Origin of the sequence: Saccharothrix sp. AJ9571, assembly GCF_021725495.1 — a bacterium.
GTDB classification, from domain to species: Bacteria; Actinomycetota; Actinomycetes; order Mycobacteriales; family Pseudonocardiaceae; genus Amycolatopsis; species Amycolatopsis magusensis.
In genome coordinates, this window is record NZ_CP091382.1 from 3,071,798 (window position 1) to 3,090,014 (window position 18,217).

15 protein-coding genes and 1 tRNA gene are annotated in these 18,217 nt (G+C 71.1%); 7 read left to right on the top strand and 9 right to left on the bottom strand.

Annotation, left to right across the window (positions count from 1 at the left end; genetic code table 11):
• Positions 1-623: 623 nt before the first annotated feature.
• The 3 genes from otsB to L3Q67_RS13760 all read right to left on the bottom strand — a co-directional run bounded on the left by otsB (position 624) and on the right by L3Q67_RS13760 (position 6,250).
• Positions 624-3,152 (bottom strand): trehalose-phosphatase, encoded by a 2,529-nt coding sequence (gene otsB / locus L3Q67_RS13750; protein WP_499189865.1) that lies wholly within the window; start codon positions 3,150-3,152, stop codon positions 624-626.
• Between the two features lie 46 nt (positions 3,153-3,198).
• Complete coding sequence (locus tag L3Q67_RS13755) at positions 3,199-4,635, bottom strand: alpha,alpha-trehalose-phosphate synthase (UDP-forming) (RefSeq protein WP_499189866.1); 1,437 nt, start codon at positions 4,633-4,635, stop codon at positions 3,199-3,201.
• Between the two features lie 88 nt (positions 4,636-4,723).
• Positions 4,724-6,250 (bottom strand): threonine/serine exporter family protein, encoded by a 1,527-nt coding sequence (locus L3Q67_RS13760; RefSeq protein WP_499189867.1) that lies wholly within the window; start codon positions 6,248-6,250, stop codon positions 4,724-4,726.
• 163 nt (positions 6,251-6,413) lie between these two features.
• Between L3Q67_RS13760 and L3Q67_RS13765 the strand changes: the two genes are divergently transcribed.
• Together L3Q67_RS13765 and L3Q67_RS13770 are read left to right on the top strand one after the other, a co-directional pair.
• The gene (locus tag L3Q67_RS13765) at positions 6,414-7,499 is read left to right on the top strand and encodes a carboxylate-amine ligase (protein ID WP_499189868.1); all 1,086 of its coding nucleotides are present in this window, start codon (positions 6,414-6,416) and stop codon (positions 7,497-7,499) included.
• Positions 7,500-7,522: 23 nt separating this feature from the next.
• Positions 7,523-7,595, top strand: a tRNA-Thr gene (locus tag L3Q67_RS13770).
• 259 nt (positions 7,596-7,854) lie between these two features.
• Here L3Q67_RS13770 and L3Q67_RS13775 read toward each other — a convergent pair.
• The 3 genes from L3Q67_RS13775 to L3Q67_RS13785 form a co-directional block, all read right to left on the bottom strand.
• Positions 7,855-8,163, bottom strand: coding sequence for a hypothetical protein (locus L3Q67_RS13775; protein ID WP_499189869.1), 309 nt, complete (start codon positions 8,161-8,163; stop codon positions 7,855-7,857).
• 97 nt (positions 8,164-8,260) lie between these two features.
• Positions 8,261-9,049, bottom strand: coding sequence for an arylamine N-acetyltransferase family protein (locus L3Q67_RS13780; RefSeq protein ID WP_499189870.1), 789 nt, complete (start codon positions 9,047-9,049; stop codon positions 8,261-8,263).
• Between the two features lie 225 nt (positions 9,050-9,274).
• Positions 9,275-10,081, bottom strand: coding sequence for a PhzF family phenazine biosynthesis protein (locus tag L3Q67_RS13785; RefSeq protein WP_499189871.1), 807 nt, complete (start codon positions 10,079-10,081; stop codon positions 9,275-9,277).
• Between the two features lie 65 nt (positions 10,082-10,146).
• Between L3Q67_RS13785 and L3Q67_RS13790 the strand changes: the two genes are divergently transcribed.
• From L3Q67_RS13790 to L3Q67_RS13805, 4 genes are read left to right on the top strand one after another with little or no spacing between them, the layout of a single operon-like run.
• Positions 10,147-11,013 carry a LysR family transcriptional regulator gene (locus L3Q67_RS13790; RefSeq protein WP_499189872.1) on the top strand — a complete coding sequence of 289 codons (867 nt, stop codon included), beginning with the start codon at positions 10,147-10,149 and terminating at the stop codon, positions 11,011-11,013.
• A 37-nt stretch (positions 11,014-11,050) separates the two neighbouring features.
• Positions 11,051-11,593, top strand: a complete 543-nt coding sequence (locus L3Q67_RS13795) for a PadR family transcriptional regulator (protein WP_499189873.1) — start codon at positions 11,051-11,053, stop codon at positions 11,591-11,593.
• Positions 11,590-13,590 carry an NADPH-dependent 2,4-dienoyl-CoA reductase gene (locus tag L3Q67_RS13800; RefSeq protein WP_499189874.1) on the top strand — a complete coding sequence of 667 codons (2,001 nt, stop codon included), beginning with the start codon at positions 11,590-11,592 and terminating at the stop codon, positions 13,588-13,590. Before L3Q67_RS13795 ends, L3Q67_RS13800 begins: the two co-directional genes overlap by 4 nt.
• Before the next feature lie 51 nt (positions 13,591-13,641).
• The gene (locus tag L3Q67_RS13805) at positions 13,642-14,262 is read left to right on the top strand and encodes an HNH endonuclease family protein (RefSeq protein WP_499191529.1); all 621 of its coding nucleotides are present in this window, start codon (positions 13,642-13,644) and stop codon (positions 14,260-14,262) included.
• Here the strand turns inward: L3Q67_RS13805 and L3Q67_RS13810 are convergent.
• Both L3Q67_RS13810 and L3Q67_RS13815 read right to left on the bottom strand, forming a co-directional pair.
• On the bottom strand, positions 14,213-15,010 hold the full coding sequence (locus L3Q67_RS13810) for an EI24 domain-containing protein (protein WP_499189875.1): 798 nt from the start codon (positions 15,008-15,010) through the stop codon (positions 14,213-14,215). The two genes, L3Q67_RS13805 and L3Q67_RS13810, sit on opposite strands and share 50 nt — an antisense overlap.
• Positions 15,011-15,239: 229 nt before the next feature.
• On the bottom strand, positions 15,240-16,232 hold the full coding sequence (locus L3Q67_RS13815) for an AraC family transcriptional regulator (RefSeq protein WP_499189876.1): 993 nt from the start codon (positions 16,230-16,232) through the stop codon (positions 15,240-15,242).
• A gap of 225 nt (positions 16,233-16,457) precedes the next feature.
• Here L3Q67_RS13815 and L3Q67_RS13820 point away from each other — a divergent pair, with 225 nt between their 5' ends.
• Positions 16,458-17,234: a response regulator transcription factor gene (locus L3Q67_RS13820; RefSeq protein WP_499189877.1), complete on the top strand. Its 777-nt coding sequence runs from the start codon at positions 16,458-16,460 to the stop codon at positions 17,232-17,234.
• 9 nt (positions 17,235-17,243) lie between these two features.
• Here the strand turns inward: L3Q67_RS13820 and L3Q67_RS13825 are convergent, their stop codons facing one another.
• The gene (locus tag L3Q67_RS13825) at positions 17,244-18,179 is read right to left on the bottom strand and encodes a helix-turn-helix transcriptional regulator (RefSeq protein ID WP_499189878.1); all 936 of its coding nucleotides are present in this window, start codon (positions 18,177-18,179) and stop codon (positions 17,244-17,246) included.
• Positions 18,180-18,217 lie beyond the last annotated feature (38 nt).

The window sequence follows — 18,217 nt, forward strand, 5'->3', positions numbered from 1 at the left end:
AGTGGACCCCCACCCCGAGCCCCACACCCAGACACCCGAACCCCACGTTCAGACACCCGAGTTCCACGTTCAGACAGCCGAGTTCCACGCTCGGGCACGCGAGTTCCACGTTCAGGCAGCCGAGCCCCACGCTCGGGCACGCGAACCCTGCGGTCGGGCACGCGAACCCTGCGGTCGGGCACGCGAGCCCCGCGGTCGGGCAGCCGAGTTCCACACTCGTGTCGGCGAGTCCACATCCAGGCAGCCGAGTCCTGCACTCGGGTAGCCGAGTTCCGCGTTCGGGCGCGCGAGTCCCTCACTCCGGCAGCTGAGTTCGACATTCAGGCGGGCGAGTGCCGCGTTCGGGCTGCTGAGTTCCACACTCAGGTACGCGAGTTCTGCGTTCAGGTAGCCGAGTCGCACACTCCGGCACTCGAGTCCCGCACTCAGGTACGCGAACCCCGCGTTCGGGTGGCTGAGTTCTGCACTCGGGTAGTCGGGGGCTGCGTTTGGGTGGGCGAGTTCCGCATGGGGGCAGCCCGGGGCGGCGGGTGGGTGGGGGTGCCGTGTGAGAGGGGTGGTGCGTGGAGGGTGGGGAGGAGAGGGGGAGGGGGTGGGCGTGCGGGGCACGCCCACCGGGGTGGTTATTGGGCCAGCAGGTTGGCGCAGCGGATGAGGCCGATGTGCGAGTACGCCTGCGGGTGGTTCCCCAGCGACCGTTCCGCGATCGGGTCGTACTGCTCGGGCAGCAGACCGGTGGGGCCAGCGGCGTCCACCAGTTGCTCGAACAGTTCTTCCGCCTCGGTCCGCCGTCCGGTGAGCAGGTAGGCCTCGACCAGCCAGGCGGCGCAGATGTGGAACCCGCCCTCGCTGCCGGGGAGGCCGTCGTCGCGGTGGTAGCGGTAGACGGTGGAGCCGCTGCGCAGTTCGGCTTCGATGGCGGTGACCGTCGACTGGAAGCGGTGGTCGCCCGGGTCGATCAGGCCGGTGAGCCCGACGAAGAGCGACGCCGCGTCCAGGTCGGTGCCGTCGTAGGCGGTGGTGAACGCCTGCACCTCGTCGTTCCAGCCGTGCTCCAGCACGTCGGCGGCGATGGCGTCGCGCAGGCCGGGCCACGCCGCCGGGATTTCCCGGTCGTAGATCTCGCCCAGCTTGATCGCGCGGTCGATGGTCACCCAGCCCATCACCCGGGAGTACACCCGGTGCCGCGGCACGTGGCGCTCCTCCCAGATGCCGTGGTCCGGCTCGTCCCAGCGCCGGGTGACCGCCTCGGCCATCGCCCGCACCATCTGCCAGTCCTGGTCACGCAGCTCCCCGCGCGCCTCGGCCAGGGTGACCACCAGCTCCACCACCGGCCCGAACACGTCCAGCTGCACCTGGTGGTTCGCCAGGTTGCCGACGCGCACCGGCCGCGAACCCGCGAACCCGGGCAGCGACTCGATCACCGCTTCGGCGCCGATCACGCTGCCGGACAGCGTGTACAGCGGGTGCAGCCGTTCCGGACCGGCCAGCGTGGCCAGCACCCCGTGCAGCCAGCGCAGGTAGCCGTCGGCCTCGTCCAGCGAACCGAGGGTGACCAGCTCCCGCACGGTCATCGCGGCGTCGCGGATCCAGCAGTAGCGGTAGTCCCAGTTCCGGACGCCGCCGATCTCCTCCGGCAGCGAGGTGGTCGCCGCGGCGAGCACGCCGCCGGTGTCGGTGTTGCACAGCCCCCGCAGGGTCAGCGCCGAGCGCGACACCAGTTCCGGCTGCACGGTCGGCACCTTCAGCGTGGCGGCCCAGTCGCTCCAGTACGCCCCCGCCCGGGCCCGGCGGTCTATCTCGGACAGTTCGTGCGCGCCGAGATCCGTGGTGCCGCAACGGAGTTCCAGGACGACCGGGCGTTCCGGCTTCGGCTCCACCAACGCGACAGCGGTGTCGTGCATGCCGTCGGAGTTGATTTCCCAGCGAACACCCGGCGCGCGCAGCACGATCGGCTCCGAGGTGCCCAGCACCCGCAGGCCGTCCTCCTCGGTGACCAGCCGCACCGGCACACCGCCGAACTCCGGCCGCGGCGCGAAGACCACCTGGGCCGCGGCCTCGCCGGAGATGACCCGGACGATGTCGGTGCGGTGCGGCGGGCTGTCCGGCTCGAGGTAGTCGGTGACCAGCAGCCGCGACCAGCGCGTCTCCACGGTCATCGTGTTCGGCAGGTACCGCTGGCCCAGCGGCAGGCCGTTGCGGTGCGGCTTGATCGAGAAGTGCCCGGCACCCGGGCCGCCGAGCAGGTCGGCGAAGACCGCGGGCGCGTCCGGACCCGGGTGGCACAGCCAGGTCAGCTTGGCGTCCGGGGTCAGCAGCGCGACCGAGCGCTCACTGGCCAGCATGGAGATCCGCTCGATCGGCGGCGCCTGCTCGCCGTAGAGCCAGTGCCGCCGCTCCTCGAGCAGGAAGGCGAGCACGGTGGCCACGTCGACGGTGTCCGGAACCCGGTAGGCGGCAAGGCTTTCCCCGTCACCGACCTTGACCCCGAGGTCGGGGCCGGAAAGCCGGGCGAAGGCCTTCTCGTCGGTGACGTCGTCGCCGAGGAACACCGCGGCGGTGGCGTTGACCTGGTGACGCAGGGTGTCCAGTGCGCGGCCCTTGTCCGTCTGCACCACGGCCAGTTCGACCACCTCCTTGCCGTCGGTGGTGGTCACCCCCTGCCAGGTGCATGGTCCATTGTGGACAGCGGCGAGCACGCGGCGGCCGGCGTCGTACTCGGCGCGGCGCACGTGCACGGCGATGCTCGCGGGTTTCACCTCTAGGGAAACACCTGGAACATCGAGCACCAGCTTCTCGAGTTCGGCCTCGAGCTTGCGGTGCAGCTCGCGGGCCTTCGCGTCGAGCGCGTGCACGAAGCCGATGTCGAACTCGGAGCCGTGGCTGCCCACCAGGTGGACTTCGGCCGGGAGCCGGGAAAGCGTGGCGAGATCGCGCAGCGCGCGGCCGGAGATGACCGCGGTGGTGGTTTCGTGCAGGCCGGCAAGTGATCGCAGGGCACCGACCGATTCCGGAAGGGGGCGGGCCTCGTCCGGGTTGGACGTGATCGGAGCCAGCGTGCCGTCGTAGTCGCAGGCGACCAGCAAGCGCGGCGTCCGCGCGATCTGCACGATCGCACGCCGCAGCTCGGCGGGCAGGGCCTCGGCGGTCAACACTCCTCCTAGGAGCAGGTACGTGGGGTATGGGAGTTGGGCGAGTTCAGGCGGAGGGCTCGGACCCGAGTGCTTCCAGGAACGAGCGTGCCCAGCGGTCGACGTCGTGGGTGAGGACCTGACGTCGAAGCGCGCGCATCCTCCGTCTTCCCTCGGCCGGGTCGAGCGTAATGGCAGCCGCCAAAGCGCTCTTAACCCCGTCGAGATCGTGGGGGTTGACCAGGAAGGCACTGCTCAACTCGGCCGCCGCGCCGGCGAACTCGGAGAGCACCAGCGTGCCCCCGAGGTCGTGGCGGCAGGCCACGTACTCCTTGCAGACCAGGTTCATGCCGTCGCGCAACGGGGTCACCACCATCACGTCGGCGGCGGAGAAGAACGCCGCCAGCTCCGTCCGGTCGACGGACTGGTGCAGGTAGTGCACGACCGGGTGACCGACGCGGGCGAACTCGCCGTTGATCCGGCCGACCATCTGCTCGATCTCGCCGCGCATGCGCTGGTAGTGCTCGACCCGCTCGCGGCTCGGCGTGGCGAGCTGGATGAACGCCACGTCCTCCGGTTTGACGCGGTCTTCCTGCAGCAACTCGTGGAAGGCCTGCAGGCGCAGGTCGATGCCCTTGGTGTAGTCGAGGCGGTCGACGCCGAGCAGCACGGTCTTGGGGTTGCCGAGGTCGCGGCGGATCTCCGCGGCGCGGTCGGCCACCTTCTTCGTGCGCGCCAGGGTGTCCAGCCCGGCCGCGTCGATCGAGATCGGGAACGCGCCCACGCGCACGGTCCGGTCGCCGACCTGGACCACACCGGGCCGTGACCGCACGCCGACCGCACCACGGCTGGGCTCCAGGCCGATCAGCTGGCGGGCGAGCCACAGGAAGTTCTGCGCGCCACCCGGCCGGTGGAAGCCGACGAGGTCGGCGCCGATCAGGCCGCGCACGATCTCCGCGCGCCACGGCAACTGCATGAACAGCTCGACCGGCGGGAACGGGATGTGCAGGAAGAAGCCGATCCGCAGGTCGGGCCGCAGCTCGCGGAGCATGCTCGGCACCAGCTGGAGCTGGTAGTCCTGCACCCAGACCACGGCGCCTTCGCCCGCCACCTTCGCGCTGGCCTCGGCGAAGCGCCGGTTGACCTTGACGTAGCTGTCCCACCAGGCGCGGTCGAACACCGGCCGCTCCACCACGTCGTGGTAGAGCGGCCACAGGGTGGCGTTCGAGAAGCCCTCGTAGTAGTCGGTCACCTCTTCGGAACTGAGCGTGACCGGGTGGAGCACCAAGCCGTCGTCGGAGAACTCGTCGACTTCCACGTCCGGCACGCCGGGCCAGCCCACCCAGGCCCCCTTGCGGGAGCGGAGGAAGGGCTCGAGCGCGGACACGAGCCCACCGGGGCTCGCGGTCCAGCGCTGGGTCCCGTCGGCGGAGCGGTCGAGGTCCACCGGCAACCGGTTGGCCACCACGACGAATTCGGCGGCCGTGCTGACAGGCTCGGTCATGGGTCGCAGACTATCGCGCCCCGCCCGGGGGCAGCTGACCAAAGGAGGTGAGACTTGTCCCGGAGGATCACCCGGCTCGCGGTTCCGGCTACTCCACGCGGCCGGTCTTGGGCCGCAGCGGGCCCGCCATCCGGGGGCCTGCCAGCTTGCGTTCGAGCCTGCCGAGGCTGGTGCGCACCGGCTGCGCGAAGTACTCGCCGAGCACCACGCCCGCGGCCAGCGCCAGCCCGACCGCCACCGCGGTCATCAGCGTGCCCAGCTCACCGCCCGGTTCGACGCCCATCTCGTACAGCCCGCGGTAGGTCGACAGCCCCGGCAGCAGCGGGGTGATCCCGGAGACCGCGATGACCAGCGGCGTTTCCCGCAGGCGCCGCGCCAGCACGCCGCCGGAGAACCCGACCAGCGTGGCGGCGACCGCGGAGGCGGTGATCTGGTCCGCGCCGAGCAGGCCGAGCACGCCGTAGCCGACGCTGCCGACCGCGCCCGCCGCGGCGGCGATCAGCAGGGACCGCAGCCTGGCGTAGCTGGCCAGCGCGAAGCACAGGGCCGCGCCCGCGCCGGCGACCACCATGATCGGCAGGTCCAGCGCGGTGTTGCTGTAGACGGCAGGCGGGGGCGTCTTCTGCACGATCGCGAACAGCGGCGCGGTGTTCAGCGCCAGCACCACGCCGGTGATCAGCCCGGCGGACATCATCGCGACCTCGGTGGTGCGCCCGGCCGCGGTGACGTTGTAGCCGGTGATCGCGTCCTGCACCGCGGAGACCGTGCTCAGCCCGGACAACAGCACGGTGATCGCGGCGGCGACCACGATGGTCGGTCTCTCGATGGGCAGCAGGTTGGTGTTGACCACCAGCACCGCGGCCAGCGTCGCGATGAAGCCGCCGACCACCTGCTGGAAGAAGAACGGCAGCGCGTACCGGTTGAGCACGCGGCCGACGCGGTCGATCACCGCGCTGATCACGAAGGCGATCAGCGCGGTCGCCCAGTCGCCGCCGATCAGCAGCGAGATGAACGCGGCCATGGCACCCCAGGCCAGGGTGGACACCCAGCGGCGGTACGGGTGCGGCCTGCTGGTGATCAGCTGCAGCTCGGCGTAGGCGTCCTCGGCGCTGACGTGGCCGCGGGTGACCCGCTGGACCAGGCTCTCGGTGTCGGTGAGGCGGCTGTAGTCCAGGCCGCGGGCGCGCACCACGCGCAGCGCGGTCACCGGGGAGCGCTCGGAACCGCGGTGGCAGGTCACCGTGATCGAGGTGAAGATGACGTCGACCTCGCAGTGCGGCAGGCCGAGCGCCGAGGTCAGCGCCAGGATGGTCGCGGTGACGTCGGAGGCGCCGGCGCCGCTGGACATCTGCACCTCGCCGATGCGCAGGGCGAGGTCGATCACGAAGTTGACGGTGGAGTCGTCCGGCAGCGCGGGACCGATGGCGGTCTTCTGCGAGGCCGCGGGCTGCTCGCCGGTGTCGGCTTCGAGGATCTGCCAAGCGCGGCTGCGTGGTTCGGAACCGCTGTCGCGACGGCGGCGGCGGGTTCTCGGCGGCCGCTCGTTCGCCGGCGCTTCGAGGATCTGCCAACCGCGTTTGCGATCGGCTGCCCGGCCACGCTGGTTGATCTTCATCTACCCGTCCACCTCCCTGGTCATTCCCGGGGACCATCGACGCTCGGCCTCCGACCGTTGCATGATCGGAACCGTGGCGTCCACCACGTTCCGGCCCAGGGTTACCGATCACCCGGTCCGGGTAATCCAGAAAGATCAACGCGACCGGGTGAAGGAGTGGTGGATGGGTCTCCACGGCGAGGAACTGACGTTCGGCGTCGAGGAGGAGTTCTTCCTGGTCGACGCCTCGGGGCAGCTGGTACCGCGCGGGCCGGAGCTGGTCTTCGGAACCGAGGAGCGCGGGGGTGAACTGCAGCAGGAGCTGATCAGATCCCAGGTGGAGACGGCGACCGACGTGTGCCGCACCGCCGACGAGGTCCTCGGGCACCTCACCCGGATGCGAGCGGACCTCGCCGCGAGCGCCGCCGAGCGCGGCCTGCGACTGCTGCCGAGCGGCACGCCGCTGCTACCGGAGTCGTCGCACGAAATCACCCAGAAGGAGCGCTACCGGCGGATGGCCGACCGGTTCGGCGCGATCGCCCGCTCGAGCGCCACCTGCGGCTGCCACGTGCACGTCGAGGTGGCCGACCGGGAGACCGCGGTGCGGGTCAGCAACCACACCCGCGCCTGGCTGCCCGTGTTGCTGACGCTCACCGCGAACTCGCCGTTCTCCGGCGCCGAGGTCACCGGGTACCGGAGCTGGCGGCACGTGCTGTGGTCGCGCTGGCCGTCGGCCGGACCGCCGCCCATGTTCGTCTCGCTGGAGCACTACGAGAACAGCGTCGCCGCGATGCTGCGCAGCGGCGCGATGATGGACCGGGCGATGCTGTACTGGGACGTCCGGCTGTCCGACAACCAGCCCACGCTGGAGTTCCGGATCTGCGACGTGGCGGCGACGCCCGAGGAGGCGACGCTGGCCGCGGTGCTGATCCGCGGGCTGGTGAACGTGGCGCTGCGGGACGTCGCCGACGCCCGCACCCCGGTGAACGTGCCCGACGAGGTGCTGCGCGCGAACCTCTGGCGGGCGGCGCGGGACGGGCTGAGCGGTTCCTGCCTGCACCCGGAGAGCGGCGAGCTGGTGCCGGTGTGGGCCGTGCTGGACGAACTGATGGTCGGCCTGCGGGACGCGCTGCGGACGACCGGGGACCTGGAGTTCGCCGAAGAGATGCTCGCCCGCCTGCGCTCCACCGGCGGCGGAGCGGACCGGCAACTGGCCGCGTACCGCACCCGGAACCGCGTGACGGATGTCGTGGACGAGCTGTGCGTGTGACATCTATATACTGCCGAGCACAGGCCGACATAGCTCAGTTGGTAGAGCAGCTGTCTTGTAAACAGCAGGTCAGGGGTTCGAGTCCCCTTGTCGGCTCTGCATTGTCTGCCCCGCCTCCGGCGGGGCGGCGAGGTCGCTTTTGAGCCGTTCACTGGACTGGGGCGCGCCGTGCCGCTGGGGCGGCCCGACGCGCCCCAGTCCGGTGAACGGCGCGACCTCGCGGCGTGGATCGAGGCTCGGTTGGTGGGCCGGCGAGCCTCGATCCGGTGAACGGCGCGAACTTGCGGTGTGGGCGAGGCTCGGTTGGTGGGCCAGCGAGCCTCGATCCGGTGGACGGCGTGAACTTGCGGGTGGGTCAGGGGCGGTGGGTGAGCAGGCCGCGCAGGTCGTCCAGGTCGCCGAGGACGAGCGGGTGTTCGCCGGTGCGGATCAGGTCGCCGGGCAGGGTGCTCAGCGTGGTGCTGACCGAGGACGAGAGGGTCGCAGCGCCGTGCTCGACGTTGCCGTCGACGACCTCGGCGGTGGTCTGGGCGCCGTGCAGCACCCCCTCGCCGAGCGGGGTCAGCGGGGGCTCCTCGGCACCGGCGGGCAGGGTGGCGCCGAGTGCGGTACCGGCGATCACGAGCGGCAGCGCCAGGCGGGCGGCCAGCCGGAACTTGTTCACGAAGTTCTCCTTCAACGGTGACGCGATGTGCGGGGTGCGTCCACTGTGGTCGCCGGAGGTCGTCGCGGCCAGCGCTGCCACACGATGAGGGCGTTCTTTAGCCCAGCAGGGTGTTCAGGTCTGTGGTATTCAGCTCGACACCCAGTGAGCGCAGCACCCCGTCCAGGTCGGCCGGAGGCACCGGCTCCTTCGTGACCTCACCGTTCGCGTGCTCGGTGGTCAGCTCGTCCCCGACCAGCCGCTTGCTGAGGCGGTCGCCGCGCGTCATCACCACGAGCTGCCCGGTGAACGGCGACTTCGGGTGCGTGGAGACGTAGTGGTGGGCCACCTCGTAGTCGATCTGGTGCTGCGGCAGGTCGTCGGTGGCGTGCAGCGGCACCCACTCGCCGTGCTCGTGCCGCCACAAAGTCCATAGTGGACCTTCGCGGGTGATCCGGTGGAGCCAGCCGTTCTGCTCCCGCTCCAGGCCGTCGACCAGGGGCATCGCGGTGACCAGCCCGGTGCCGAAGCCGACGTCGACGAGGTGGTCGACGCCGGCGATCCGCACGATGACCACCATGTGCGTGCGCGCGCTCGGCTTTTCCGGGTTCACCCGCGCCATCCGGCGGCGCACGTCGAACCCGAGCGATTCCAGCGCGGCGGCGAACAGGAGGCTGTGCTCGAAGCAGTACCCCCCGCGACGGCGGTGCACCATCTTGTCGGCGATCACCTTCAGCTTCAGCCCCGGGTGCGGGCCGAGCAGCACGTCGATGTTCTCGAACGGGATCGACCGCACGTGCGCCTCGTGCAACGACCGCAGGGCCGCGGCCGACGGGCTCACCTTCTCGTGCCCGATCCGCGCCAGGTAGGCGTCGAGGTCCAGGTCCGCTATCTGCCACTCACTCATCGTCTCTCCATCCCCGGGGTGCGTTGCCGCCTCGATGCTGCAACCTCCACCCCACTGGAGGTCTAGGCGCTGTCCGGTGAGTCAAGGTCGCGCTCTCCGCGCCCAGGCGGCCCCTGGCGGCACGGGCGAGTACGGCCGAGTACGGCCAGTACGAGGCCGAATCGCCCGCACCGCCAGGAACCACCTGGATCACGAAGCCCATCGACCAGACCCACCGGACAGCGCCTAGAGCCGAACCGCCGTCCCGCTGACCGAGATGCCGCCGGTGGCCGGGATGTCGACCAGCAGGCGGCTGGGGCGGTCCATGTCCTCGCCCTGGTGAATGGTGAGACGGCCGGTCGTGCCCAGTTCGCGCAGGTAGGCGCCGAACGCGGCGGCCGCGGCGCCGGTCGCGGGGTCCTCGTGGACGCCGCCGGGCGGGAACGGGTTGCGCGAGTGGAAACCGTCCGGGCCTGCCCAGACCAGCTGCACGGTGGTCCAGTCCTCCCGGGCCATGAGGGCGCCGAGCGCGTCGAAGTCGTAGTCCAGCTCGGCCAGGCGTTCACGGGACCCCGCGGCGAGCACGAGGTGGTTCGCGCCGGCGAAGGCGACGCGCGGGGGCAGCGCCGGGTCGAGGTCGGCGGCGTCCCAGCGCAGCGCGGCGAGAGCCTCGTCGACCAGCGAAGGAGCCGCGTCACGCACGGAGGGCGCCACGCTGGTGAGCGTCGCGAGCAACTGACCGTCCTCGTGCCGAGTTCGCACGACGACCTCGCCCGCCTGCGTTCGCAGCGCCAGCGTGCCGACACCGGAGCGTTCGGCGTGCGCCACCGCCGTCGCGATGGTGGCGTGCCCGCAGAACGGGACCTCGGCCAGCGGGCTGAAGTAGCGGATGCGGTTGTCCGGCAACAGGAACGCGGTCTCCGAGTACCCCAGGTCGGCGGCGATCGCCAGCATCCGCGCCTCGTCCAGGCCGGTGGCGTCCAGCACCACACCGGCCGGGTTGCCGCCTTCCCCGTCGACGTCGAAGGCCGTGTACCGCTCGATGTTCGTCATGCGTCCAGCTTGCGGCCGCACCTGCCATCATGTCCAACGATCAGTTTCGATGCCGACGATCGGGGATGCCGATGGATACCCGCCTGCTGCGCAGCTACCTCGCCGTGGTCCGCACCGGCAACATCACCGCGGCTGCCGGCGAGCTGACCTTCGCCCAGTCCACGGTCACCGCCCACGTCCAGGCGCTGGAGCGGCTGGCGGGCACCCGGTTGCTCGACCGGCACACCGCCGGGGTCGCGCCCACGCACGCCGGTACCCGCCTCGCCGAGCACGCCCGGCAGTTGCTCGACCTCGAAGACCGGATGTTCGCCGAGGTCGCCGATCGGCGACCCGCCGGGCCGGTGCGGCTGTACGCACCCGAGTCCGTCTGCGCCTACCGGCTGCCGTCCGTGCTGCGTGAGATCACCCGGCGCCTGCCCGAGGTGCGGCTCACGCTGGTGCCCGCGCCCACCCGTGCGGCCGTGCGGGCGCTGGGGGAGCGGCAGGCCGATCTCGCGCTGGCGCTGGAGCCGTCCATCCGGTACTCCACAGTGGACAGCGTGGACCTGGGCAGGCAGCGCCTCTCACTGGTCGCACCACCGGACACGCCGTTGCCGCGGACCCGCGCGATCACCGCCGCCGAACTGACCGAAGCCGGCGTGCTCCTGCTCGAACGCGGTTGCGGCTACAACGACGAGCTGGCCGAGATGGTCGCCGACACCCCGCCGCGGTACGGCGGGGTCGAGGTGGTCAAGCGGTGCGTGGAAGCCGGGCTCGGGCTGGCGCTGCTGCCCACGGTCACGGTGGCACCGGAGCTGGAGGCCGGGCGGCTCGTCGAGCTGCGGTCGCCGCCGATCGCGCGCTACCACCTGTGGCTGCTCCGAGGGCGTGAGCAGTGGGCGTCCCCCGCGGTGGAGGCGGTGGCTGAGTTGCTCACCACACTATGCACCTAGTTGCACTGCACCTAGTTGCCTATTAGCCTCCGGAACCATGGCCCTCGAACACGCGATCCTGGTTTCGCTGACCGAGCGGGACGGCTCCGGCTACGAGCTGGCCCGCCGGTTCGACCGGTCCATCGGCTTCTTCTGGGGCGCCACCCACCAGCAGATCTACCGCGTGCTCAAGCGCATGACCGAGGCGGGCTGGCTGTCGAACGAACTGGTCGCGCAGGACGGGCGGCCGGACAAGAAGGTCTACCGCGTCAGCGAGGACGGCCACGCCGAGCTGCGGCGATGGCTGGGCGAGCCGAACGAGCCCGCGATCCTGCGCGACGAACTCGCGGTGAAGGTGCGTGGCGCGAGCCTGGGCGACGCCGCCGTCGTGCTGGCCGAGGTGCGCCGCCACCGGGATCGGCACGCCGAGCGCCTCGACGTCTACCGCGAGATCGAGAAGCGCGATTTCCCGGACCCGCGCGGGCTCAGCGGACAGGACCTCCACCAGTACCTCGTGCTGCGCGGGGGTGTGCGCGCCGAGCAGTCGTTCGTCGAATGGTGCGACGAGGTCGCGGAAGCACTGGAAAGGGATGGCCGATGACCGAGTACCCGAACCTGCTCGCTCCGCTCGACCTCGGGTTCACCACGCTGCGCAACCGCGTGGTGATGGGCTCGATGCACACCGGGCTCGAGGACCGCGCCCGTGACGTGGACAAGCTCGCCGAATACTTCGCCGAACGCGCCCGTGGTGGCGTCGGCCTGATGATCACCGGCGGTTACGCGCCCAACCGCGAAGGCTGGCTGCTGCCGTTCGCGTCCAAGCTGACCACGCGTGCCGAAGCGAAGCGGCACCGCCGCGTCACCGGCGCGGTGCACGAGGCGGGCGGCAAGATCGCCCTGCAGATCCTGCACGCGGGCCGGTACGCCTACCACCCGCTGAGCGTGTCGGCGTCCGCGATCAAGGCGCCGATCAACCCGTTCCGCCCGCGTGCCCTGTCCGATCGCGGGGTCCGGCGCCAGATCGACGACTTCGCCCGCTGTGCCGCGCTGGCCCGCGAAGCCGGGTACGACGGCGTCGAGATCATGGGCTCCGAGGGCTACTTCATCAACCAGTTCCTCGCCCCGCGCACCAACAAGCGCACCGATCGCTGGGGCGGCTCGACGGAGAACCGGCAGCGGCTCGCGGTGGAGATCGTGCGCCGCGTGCGGGCGGCCGTCGGGCCCGACTTCATCATCGTCTACCGGCTGTCCATGGCCGAATTCGTCGAGGACGGGCAGACCTGGGACGAGATCGTCGCGCTGGGCAAGGCCGTCGAGGCGGCCGGGGCGACCATCATCAACACCGGCATCGGCTGGCACGAGGCCCGCGTGCCGACCATCGTCACCTCGGTGCCGCGCGCCGCGTTCACCGAGGTCACGGCGAAGTTCAAGCCGCACGTGGACATCCCGGTGGTCACCTCGAACCGGATCAACATGCCGCAGGTGGCCGAAGAGGTGCTCGCCCGCGGTGGCGCGGACCTGGTGTCGATGGCTCGGCCGCTGCTGGCCGATCCGGAGTGGGTGCGCAAGGCCGAAGCCGGGCTGAGCGACGAGATCAACACGTGCATCGCCTGCAACCAGGCCTGCCTGGACCACGCCTTCGTGCACAAGAAGGTCTCGTGCATGGTCAACCCGCGTGCCGGGCGCGAGACCGAACTGGTGCTGCTGCCCGCGCGGCGGAGCAAGCACGTGGCGGTGGTCGGCGCCGGTCCCGCCGGGCTGTCCGCCGCGGTGAACCTGGGGCAGCGCGGGCACCAGGTGGAGCTGTTCGAAGCCGAGGCCGAGATCGGCGGGCAGTTCGGCATCGCCCGGCGCATCCCCGGCAAGGAGGAGTTCGCCGAGACGATCCGGTACTACCGGCGTCAGCTCGACCTGGCGGGGGTCAAGCTGCGGCTGAACACCCGGGCCACCGCCGCCGAGCTGACCGGGTTCGACGAGGTGGTGCTGGCCACCGGCGTGACCCCGCGCGTGCCGGCCATCCCCGGGATCGGCCACCCGAAGGTACTGTCCTATGTGGACGTCGTGCGGCACGGGAAGCCGGTGGGGGACAAGGTCGCGGTGATCGGGGCCGGGGGCATCGGCGTGGACGTCAGCGAGTTCCTGACGCACACCTCGTCACCGGCGCTGAACCTGGCGGAGTGGCAGGCGGAGTGGGGCGTGGCCGGCGGCGCGCTGGCCGAGGCGCGTCCGGAACCGTCGCCGCGCAAGGTGTACCTGTTGCAGCGCAAGGACGAGCGCATCGGCAAGGGGCTCGGCAAGACCAGCGGCTGGGTGCACCGCGCGGCGTTGAAGAACAAGGGCGTGGAGCAGCTGCCCGGGGTCAACTACGAGCGCATCGACGACGACGGCCTGCACATCAGCTTCGGGCCCCGGCACGAGCGACCGCGGGTGCTCGACGTGGACACCGTGGTCGTCTGCGCCGGGCAGGAGCCGGTGCGGGAGCTGGCCGGGCAGCTGGACGGCGTGCCCGTGCACCTGATCGGGGGAGCCGAGGTGGCCGCGGAACTGGACGCCAAACGGGCCATCGACCAGGGCACGCGCCTGGCCGCGGTGATCTGACCCGCGCGTCGGTACCGCTCGGACGGGTTCCGGCCGCATACTCCGTTCGTGATGAGGTCGCGGTGGGTGTTGCTGGTGTTGCTGGCGTTCGTCTCGGCGTGTGCTCCCCCGGTGGAGCCCGCGCCCGCCGGGCCGGGGGTGGACGCGGGACCACCGCGGCAGCTGCTCGGCCAGCTGGTGATCGGCGAACGCGGGAGCATGGACGGCTACGACCGCGAGCAGTACCCGCACTGGTCCGCGCACGACGGCAACTGCAACACCCGTGAGCTGGTGCTCAAACGCGACGGCGAGAACGTGCAGGCCGGTCCCGACTGCGCGCCCGACTCCGGCAAGTGGGTCAGCCCGTACGACGGCGAGACCTGGACCAAGGCGTCCGATGTGGACATCGACCACATGGTGCCGCTCGGGCACAGCTGGGTCAGCGGCGCGCGGTCGTGGACCGAACAGCGGCGGGAGGAGTTCGCCAACGACATGGACCGCCCGCAGCTGATCACCGTCACCGACAACGTCAACCAGCAGAAGAGCGACAAGGCGCCCGACGAGTGGAAGCCGCCGCTGGTCTCCTACTGGTGCACCTACGCCGGTGACTGGATCGAGGTCAAGCACCACTACGGGCTGACGGTCACCGAGCGGGAGAAGACGGCGCTGTCGGAGATGCTGAACCGGTGCTGAACTCCCGCGCGCGGTGGGCGAGCAGCGTGCCGCCCGCCATCGCCGCGGGCAGCACCACGATGCCCGCGAGCGGGATCAGGCACAGCAGGTAGGTGGGCGTCGCGAAACCGAGCGTCATCGCGCGCCTGCCGCCGAGCGTCCGGCGCCGCACCTTGAGGTTCAGCCCGCGGCGGGAGAACGGGATCGCGGTCAGCTCGAGCGCCAGCAGCCAGGCGCCGACCAGCGCGGCGACCACCGGCACCACGGTCTGCCCGAGCACCGGGATGAACCCGGCCACGAACAGCGGGATGCCGAACAGGATCGCGAGCAGCACCAGCAGCAGGGTGTCGCGCAGGCCGAGCCACGCGGACCGCGCCCAGCCGACCTGCTGCGTGCCGGGTACGCCGCCGAGTTCGTGGTCTTCGACGTGCTCGGCGATGGCCTCGTAGAACGGGCCGCCGAGGATCAGCGTCAGCCCGGAGAACAGCAGCAGCGAGATCGCCACCGCGGCGACCACGATGGACATCCCGGCGGCCACGCGGAGCACGGTCTGCCAGGTCTGCGACCAGTCGTCGGCGAACGGGGTGGCCCAGGTGATCAGGTCGTCCGCGTTCAGCGCGAGCGCGAGGATGCCGCCGAAGAGCAGCAGGCTGGTCAGCAACGCCGGGATCGCCCCCAGCAGGAACAGCTTGCCGTTGCTGAAGACGAGGCCGAACCCCCTGGCCAGCAGCCCGGCACCGGTACCGAAGTCACGCAGCGTTTTACCCACCGCGCGAGCTTAGTGGTCCACGCGCGGTGGCCGGGGGCGGCTGACCCCGGGGAGTGCCATGAGTGGGGCATTACTTGCATTGAACGCTAGTAATGCCCCACTCATAGCGTTTCCACCTCGTGGGCTCAGATGCCTGAGTGTGGGGTTCGAGTGTCTGAGTGTGGGGTTCGGGTGCCTGAACGTGGGGTTCGGGTGCGGGAGAGTGGGGCTCGCTGGGCGGCGGGCTTGGTTACTGGTGGGTGCGGCGGCGTCGGTATTCGCCGGGGGGTAGGCCGGTGGCGTCTCGGAACAGCCGGGTGAAGTGCGCCGCGTTGACGAAGCCGCAGCGGGCGGCGATCTGCGCGATCGACTCCCCGCGGTGCGCCGGGTCGTCGAGCAGTTCCCGCGCCCGCTCCATGCGCGAGTGCCGGATGAACTCGGCGATGCCGCCGCCCTCGCCGGTGTCCTCGAACAACTGGTAGAGCCGTCGCCGGGAGACCGCGTGCGCGCTGGCGACCGAGGTCACCGACAGCCCGGGGTCGGCCAGGTGCTGCCGGATGAACCGCTCGACCTCCTGCCGCCGAGTGGAGCCGGTCCTGGCGCTGCCGCCGCGCGGGCCGACCGAGCGCAGCAGCAACTCGGCGAGCCCGGCCAGGTAGTGGTCGAAGCCCGCCGCGTCGATCTCGCCGGACGGTTCGTCGGCCGGGTGCTCCGGCAGGGTGTTGACCACCAGCCGCGTGAGGAGCTCGCCGACCGGCAGCGGGCGGAACAGCAGTTCCTCCACCGCCCGGTGCGGCAGGTGCACCGCGGCCGCGTCCACCCGGACAGCCCACCACTCGTTGGGTCCGTTGTGGACGATGGAGTGGGCGACCGAGGAGGTGCTCACCATCAGCTGCCCGGCGGGCACGATCAGCCGCCGCCGGTTGACCAGCACGGTGCGCTCGGCGGTGGCGCACAGCGTGAACAGCAGCCACTCGCCGTCCTCGTCGTCCGGGTTGACGTGCCAGATGCAGCGGTCGAGGTCGTAGGCGCCCGACCCGATCGCCGCGCTCAGGCCGGCCCGCACCCTCATCCGGGCCGAACTGGGCTTGAGCCCCCACAGCACGCCCTCCACCCGGGCCCGGCCGATCAGCAGGGCGGCGACCTGTTCCACGTCGCCGTCCACCGGTCCCTTGGCGGAGTTGAACTCCAGTGCGTACACCGCGCTGAGCGGCGCGCCCTGCCCGGAAGAGGGGTGCGTCATCACCCACCTCCCTTCCCCACCGCCATTATGCGTCCACATGGGCCGGTACCGCCCGATGTGGACGGATGGACAAACATTCCGTACCGATGGACAAAGGGCTTCCGGTGGCTGCGCAGATCCGCAATAGCGGCGCACAACTGGGCAAAGGAATCCGGTAAGCGGGCTGTCTAGAGTGGCGGGAACTCGCCGGAGATTTTCTCCGCGCCGCCGCCGAGGAGGAACACCATGTCGTACGTCACCGAGGGGCAGCAGGTGGGCGGAAGCGTCGAAAGGTCGCTGCACCTGCGATCTTTCCCGGCTTTCGACGAACGTCCGGCGCCGCGGCCGGAGGTGCCCGCGGCCGTCGTGGTCAGTCCGGTCCCGTTGATCCGCGAAGGAATGGCCAGGGCGCTGGAACGAATTTTCGGGCGCGTGGTCGTGCATTCCGCTACCGATCTCGAAGTCGCCACCCGTTTGGCCCAGCGTATTGGTGACGGACTGTTCTGGGTGCACGAAAAGGCTTATCCGCACCTCGGTTTCGTGCAGGTCTTCGCCCGCCGCCGGTCCACCCGCGGCATCGTGGTGATGCTCGATCCGGGCGGCGACCGGCCGGTCCCGGTGCGGGTCAGCGAGGCCGTGCGAGCCGGTGCCACGGTGGTGCTGGACAGCGCGAGCCCGGCCGACGTGCTGGCCACCGGCCTCCGGCGGGCGGTGCACGGGCAGAACTACCTCTCGCCGCGCCTGCGTCCCGGCTTCACCGACGCCACGGCGACGCCGTCCGCCCAGCCGCACGTGAGCCCGCTCACCGTGCGCGAGTCACAACTGCTGCGGTTGATGGCCGAGGGCTTGGACAACCGGACCATCGGGGAGACGCTGAACATCTCCGTGGAAACCGTGCGGACCCACGTGAAGTCCATCCTGAAGAAGCTGGTGGCCCGCAACCGGTGCGACGCCGTCGGGCGCGCGTTCCGGCTCGGGATCGTGGAACCGGACGCACTGCCGCCGGTCCGGTTCAGCGCCTGACGGGGCCGCTCACCCGCCGCGGAATTCGCTCGGCCTGGCGCCGAAGGTCCGGGTGAAGACGCGGCTGAAATGGGCGTGGCTGGTGAATCCGGCCTGACGGGCGATCGCGCCGATGGTTTCGTTCGTCCGGCGGGGGTCCGCCAGCATTTCCTTCGCCCGGACGAGGCGGCGTCGCCGGACGTACCCGGCGACCCCGTCCTCGTCTTCGAAGATCTGGTACAGCGCGCTGCGCGAGATGTGGTGGGCGGCGGCGATCGAGTCGACGTCCAGGCTGGGGTCGTCGAGCCGCTGCTGGATGTACTCGCGGATCTGCTGCTTGCGGACCTGCTTCGGCTCGTGGCCGGTGGCCCGGCCGAGCTGGGAGCGCACCACCAGGTCGGCCAGTCCGGTCAGGTAGTTCTCCGCGCCGAGCACGTCCAGCTCGCCGGATTCGGCCAGGCTGTCGGCGGCGGTGGTCAGCAGCGTGCGCAGAGCGGGCGGCAGCGCGGTCGGCCGCCGGCGCAAGCGATCCAGGTCGCGACGGGACACGGTGAGCCGGTCGGCCGCCACCCAGAGGCCGGTGGCCAGGCCGCGGGCGCGGCTGAGCGCCCGCAGTGGCCCCGGCGCGGCGATCAGCAGCTCGCCGGGAGCGTGCATGATCTCCCGGCCGCCGGTGGTGACCCACCACGGCGAGTGCTCCAGCACGTAGAAGCCGACGAACTCCTCGGACTCCTCGACGGACACCCGCACCGGCGGCAGGTCGGCCTGGGTGATCTTGCCGGTCGGCGAGCTGACCAGGGTCAGCCGCGCCTCGCGGTCGGCCTGGTCGCGGGTGGCAGGCTCGATGGTGGCCAGGCCCGCGGTGGACAACCGCAGCGAGGCCTCGAACTCCGGCCAGGCCACACCCTCGGGCGCCGAGGACAGGCGGCACCGGTGCACCTTCGACATCCCGTACCACCTGTGCATCGGCACCTCCGCCCGCCGCTTCCCGGGAAACGATTCCC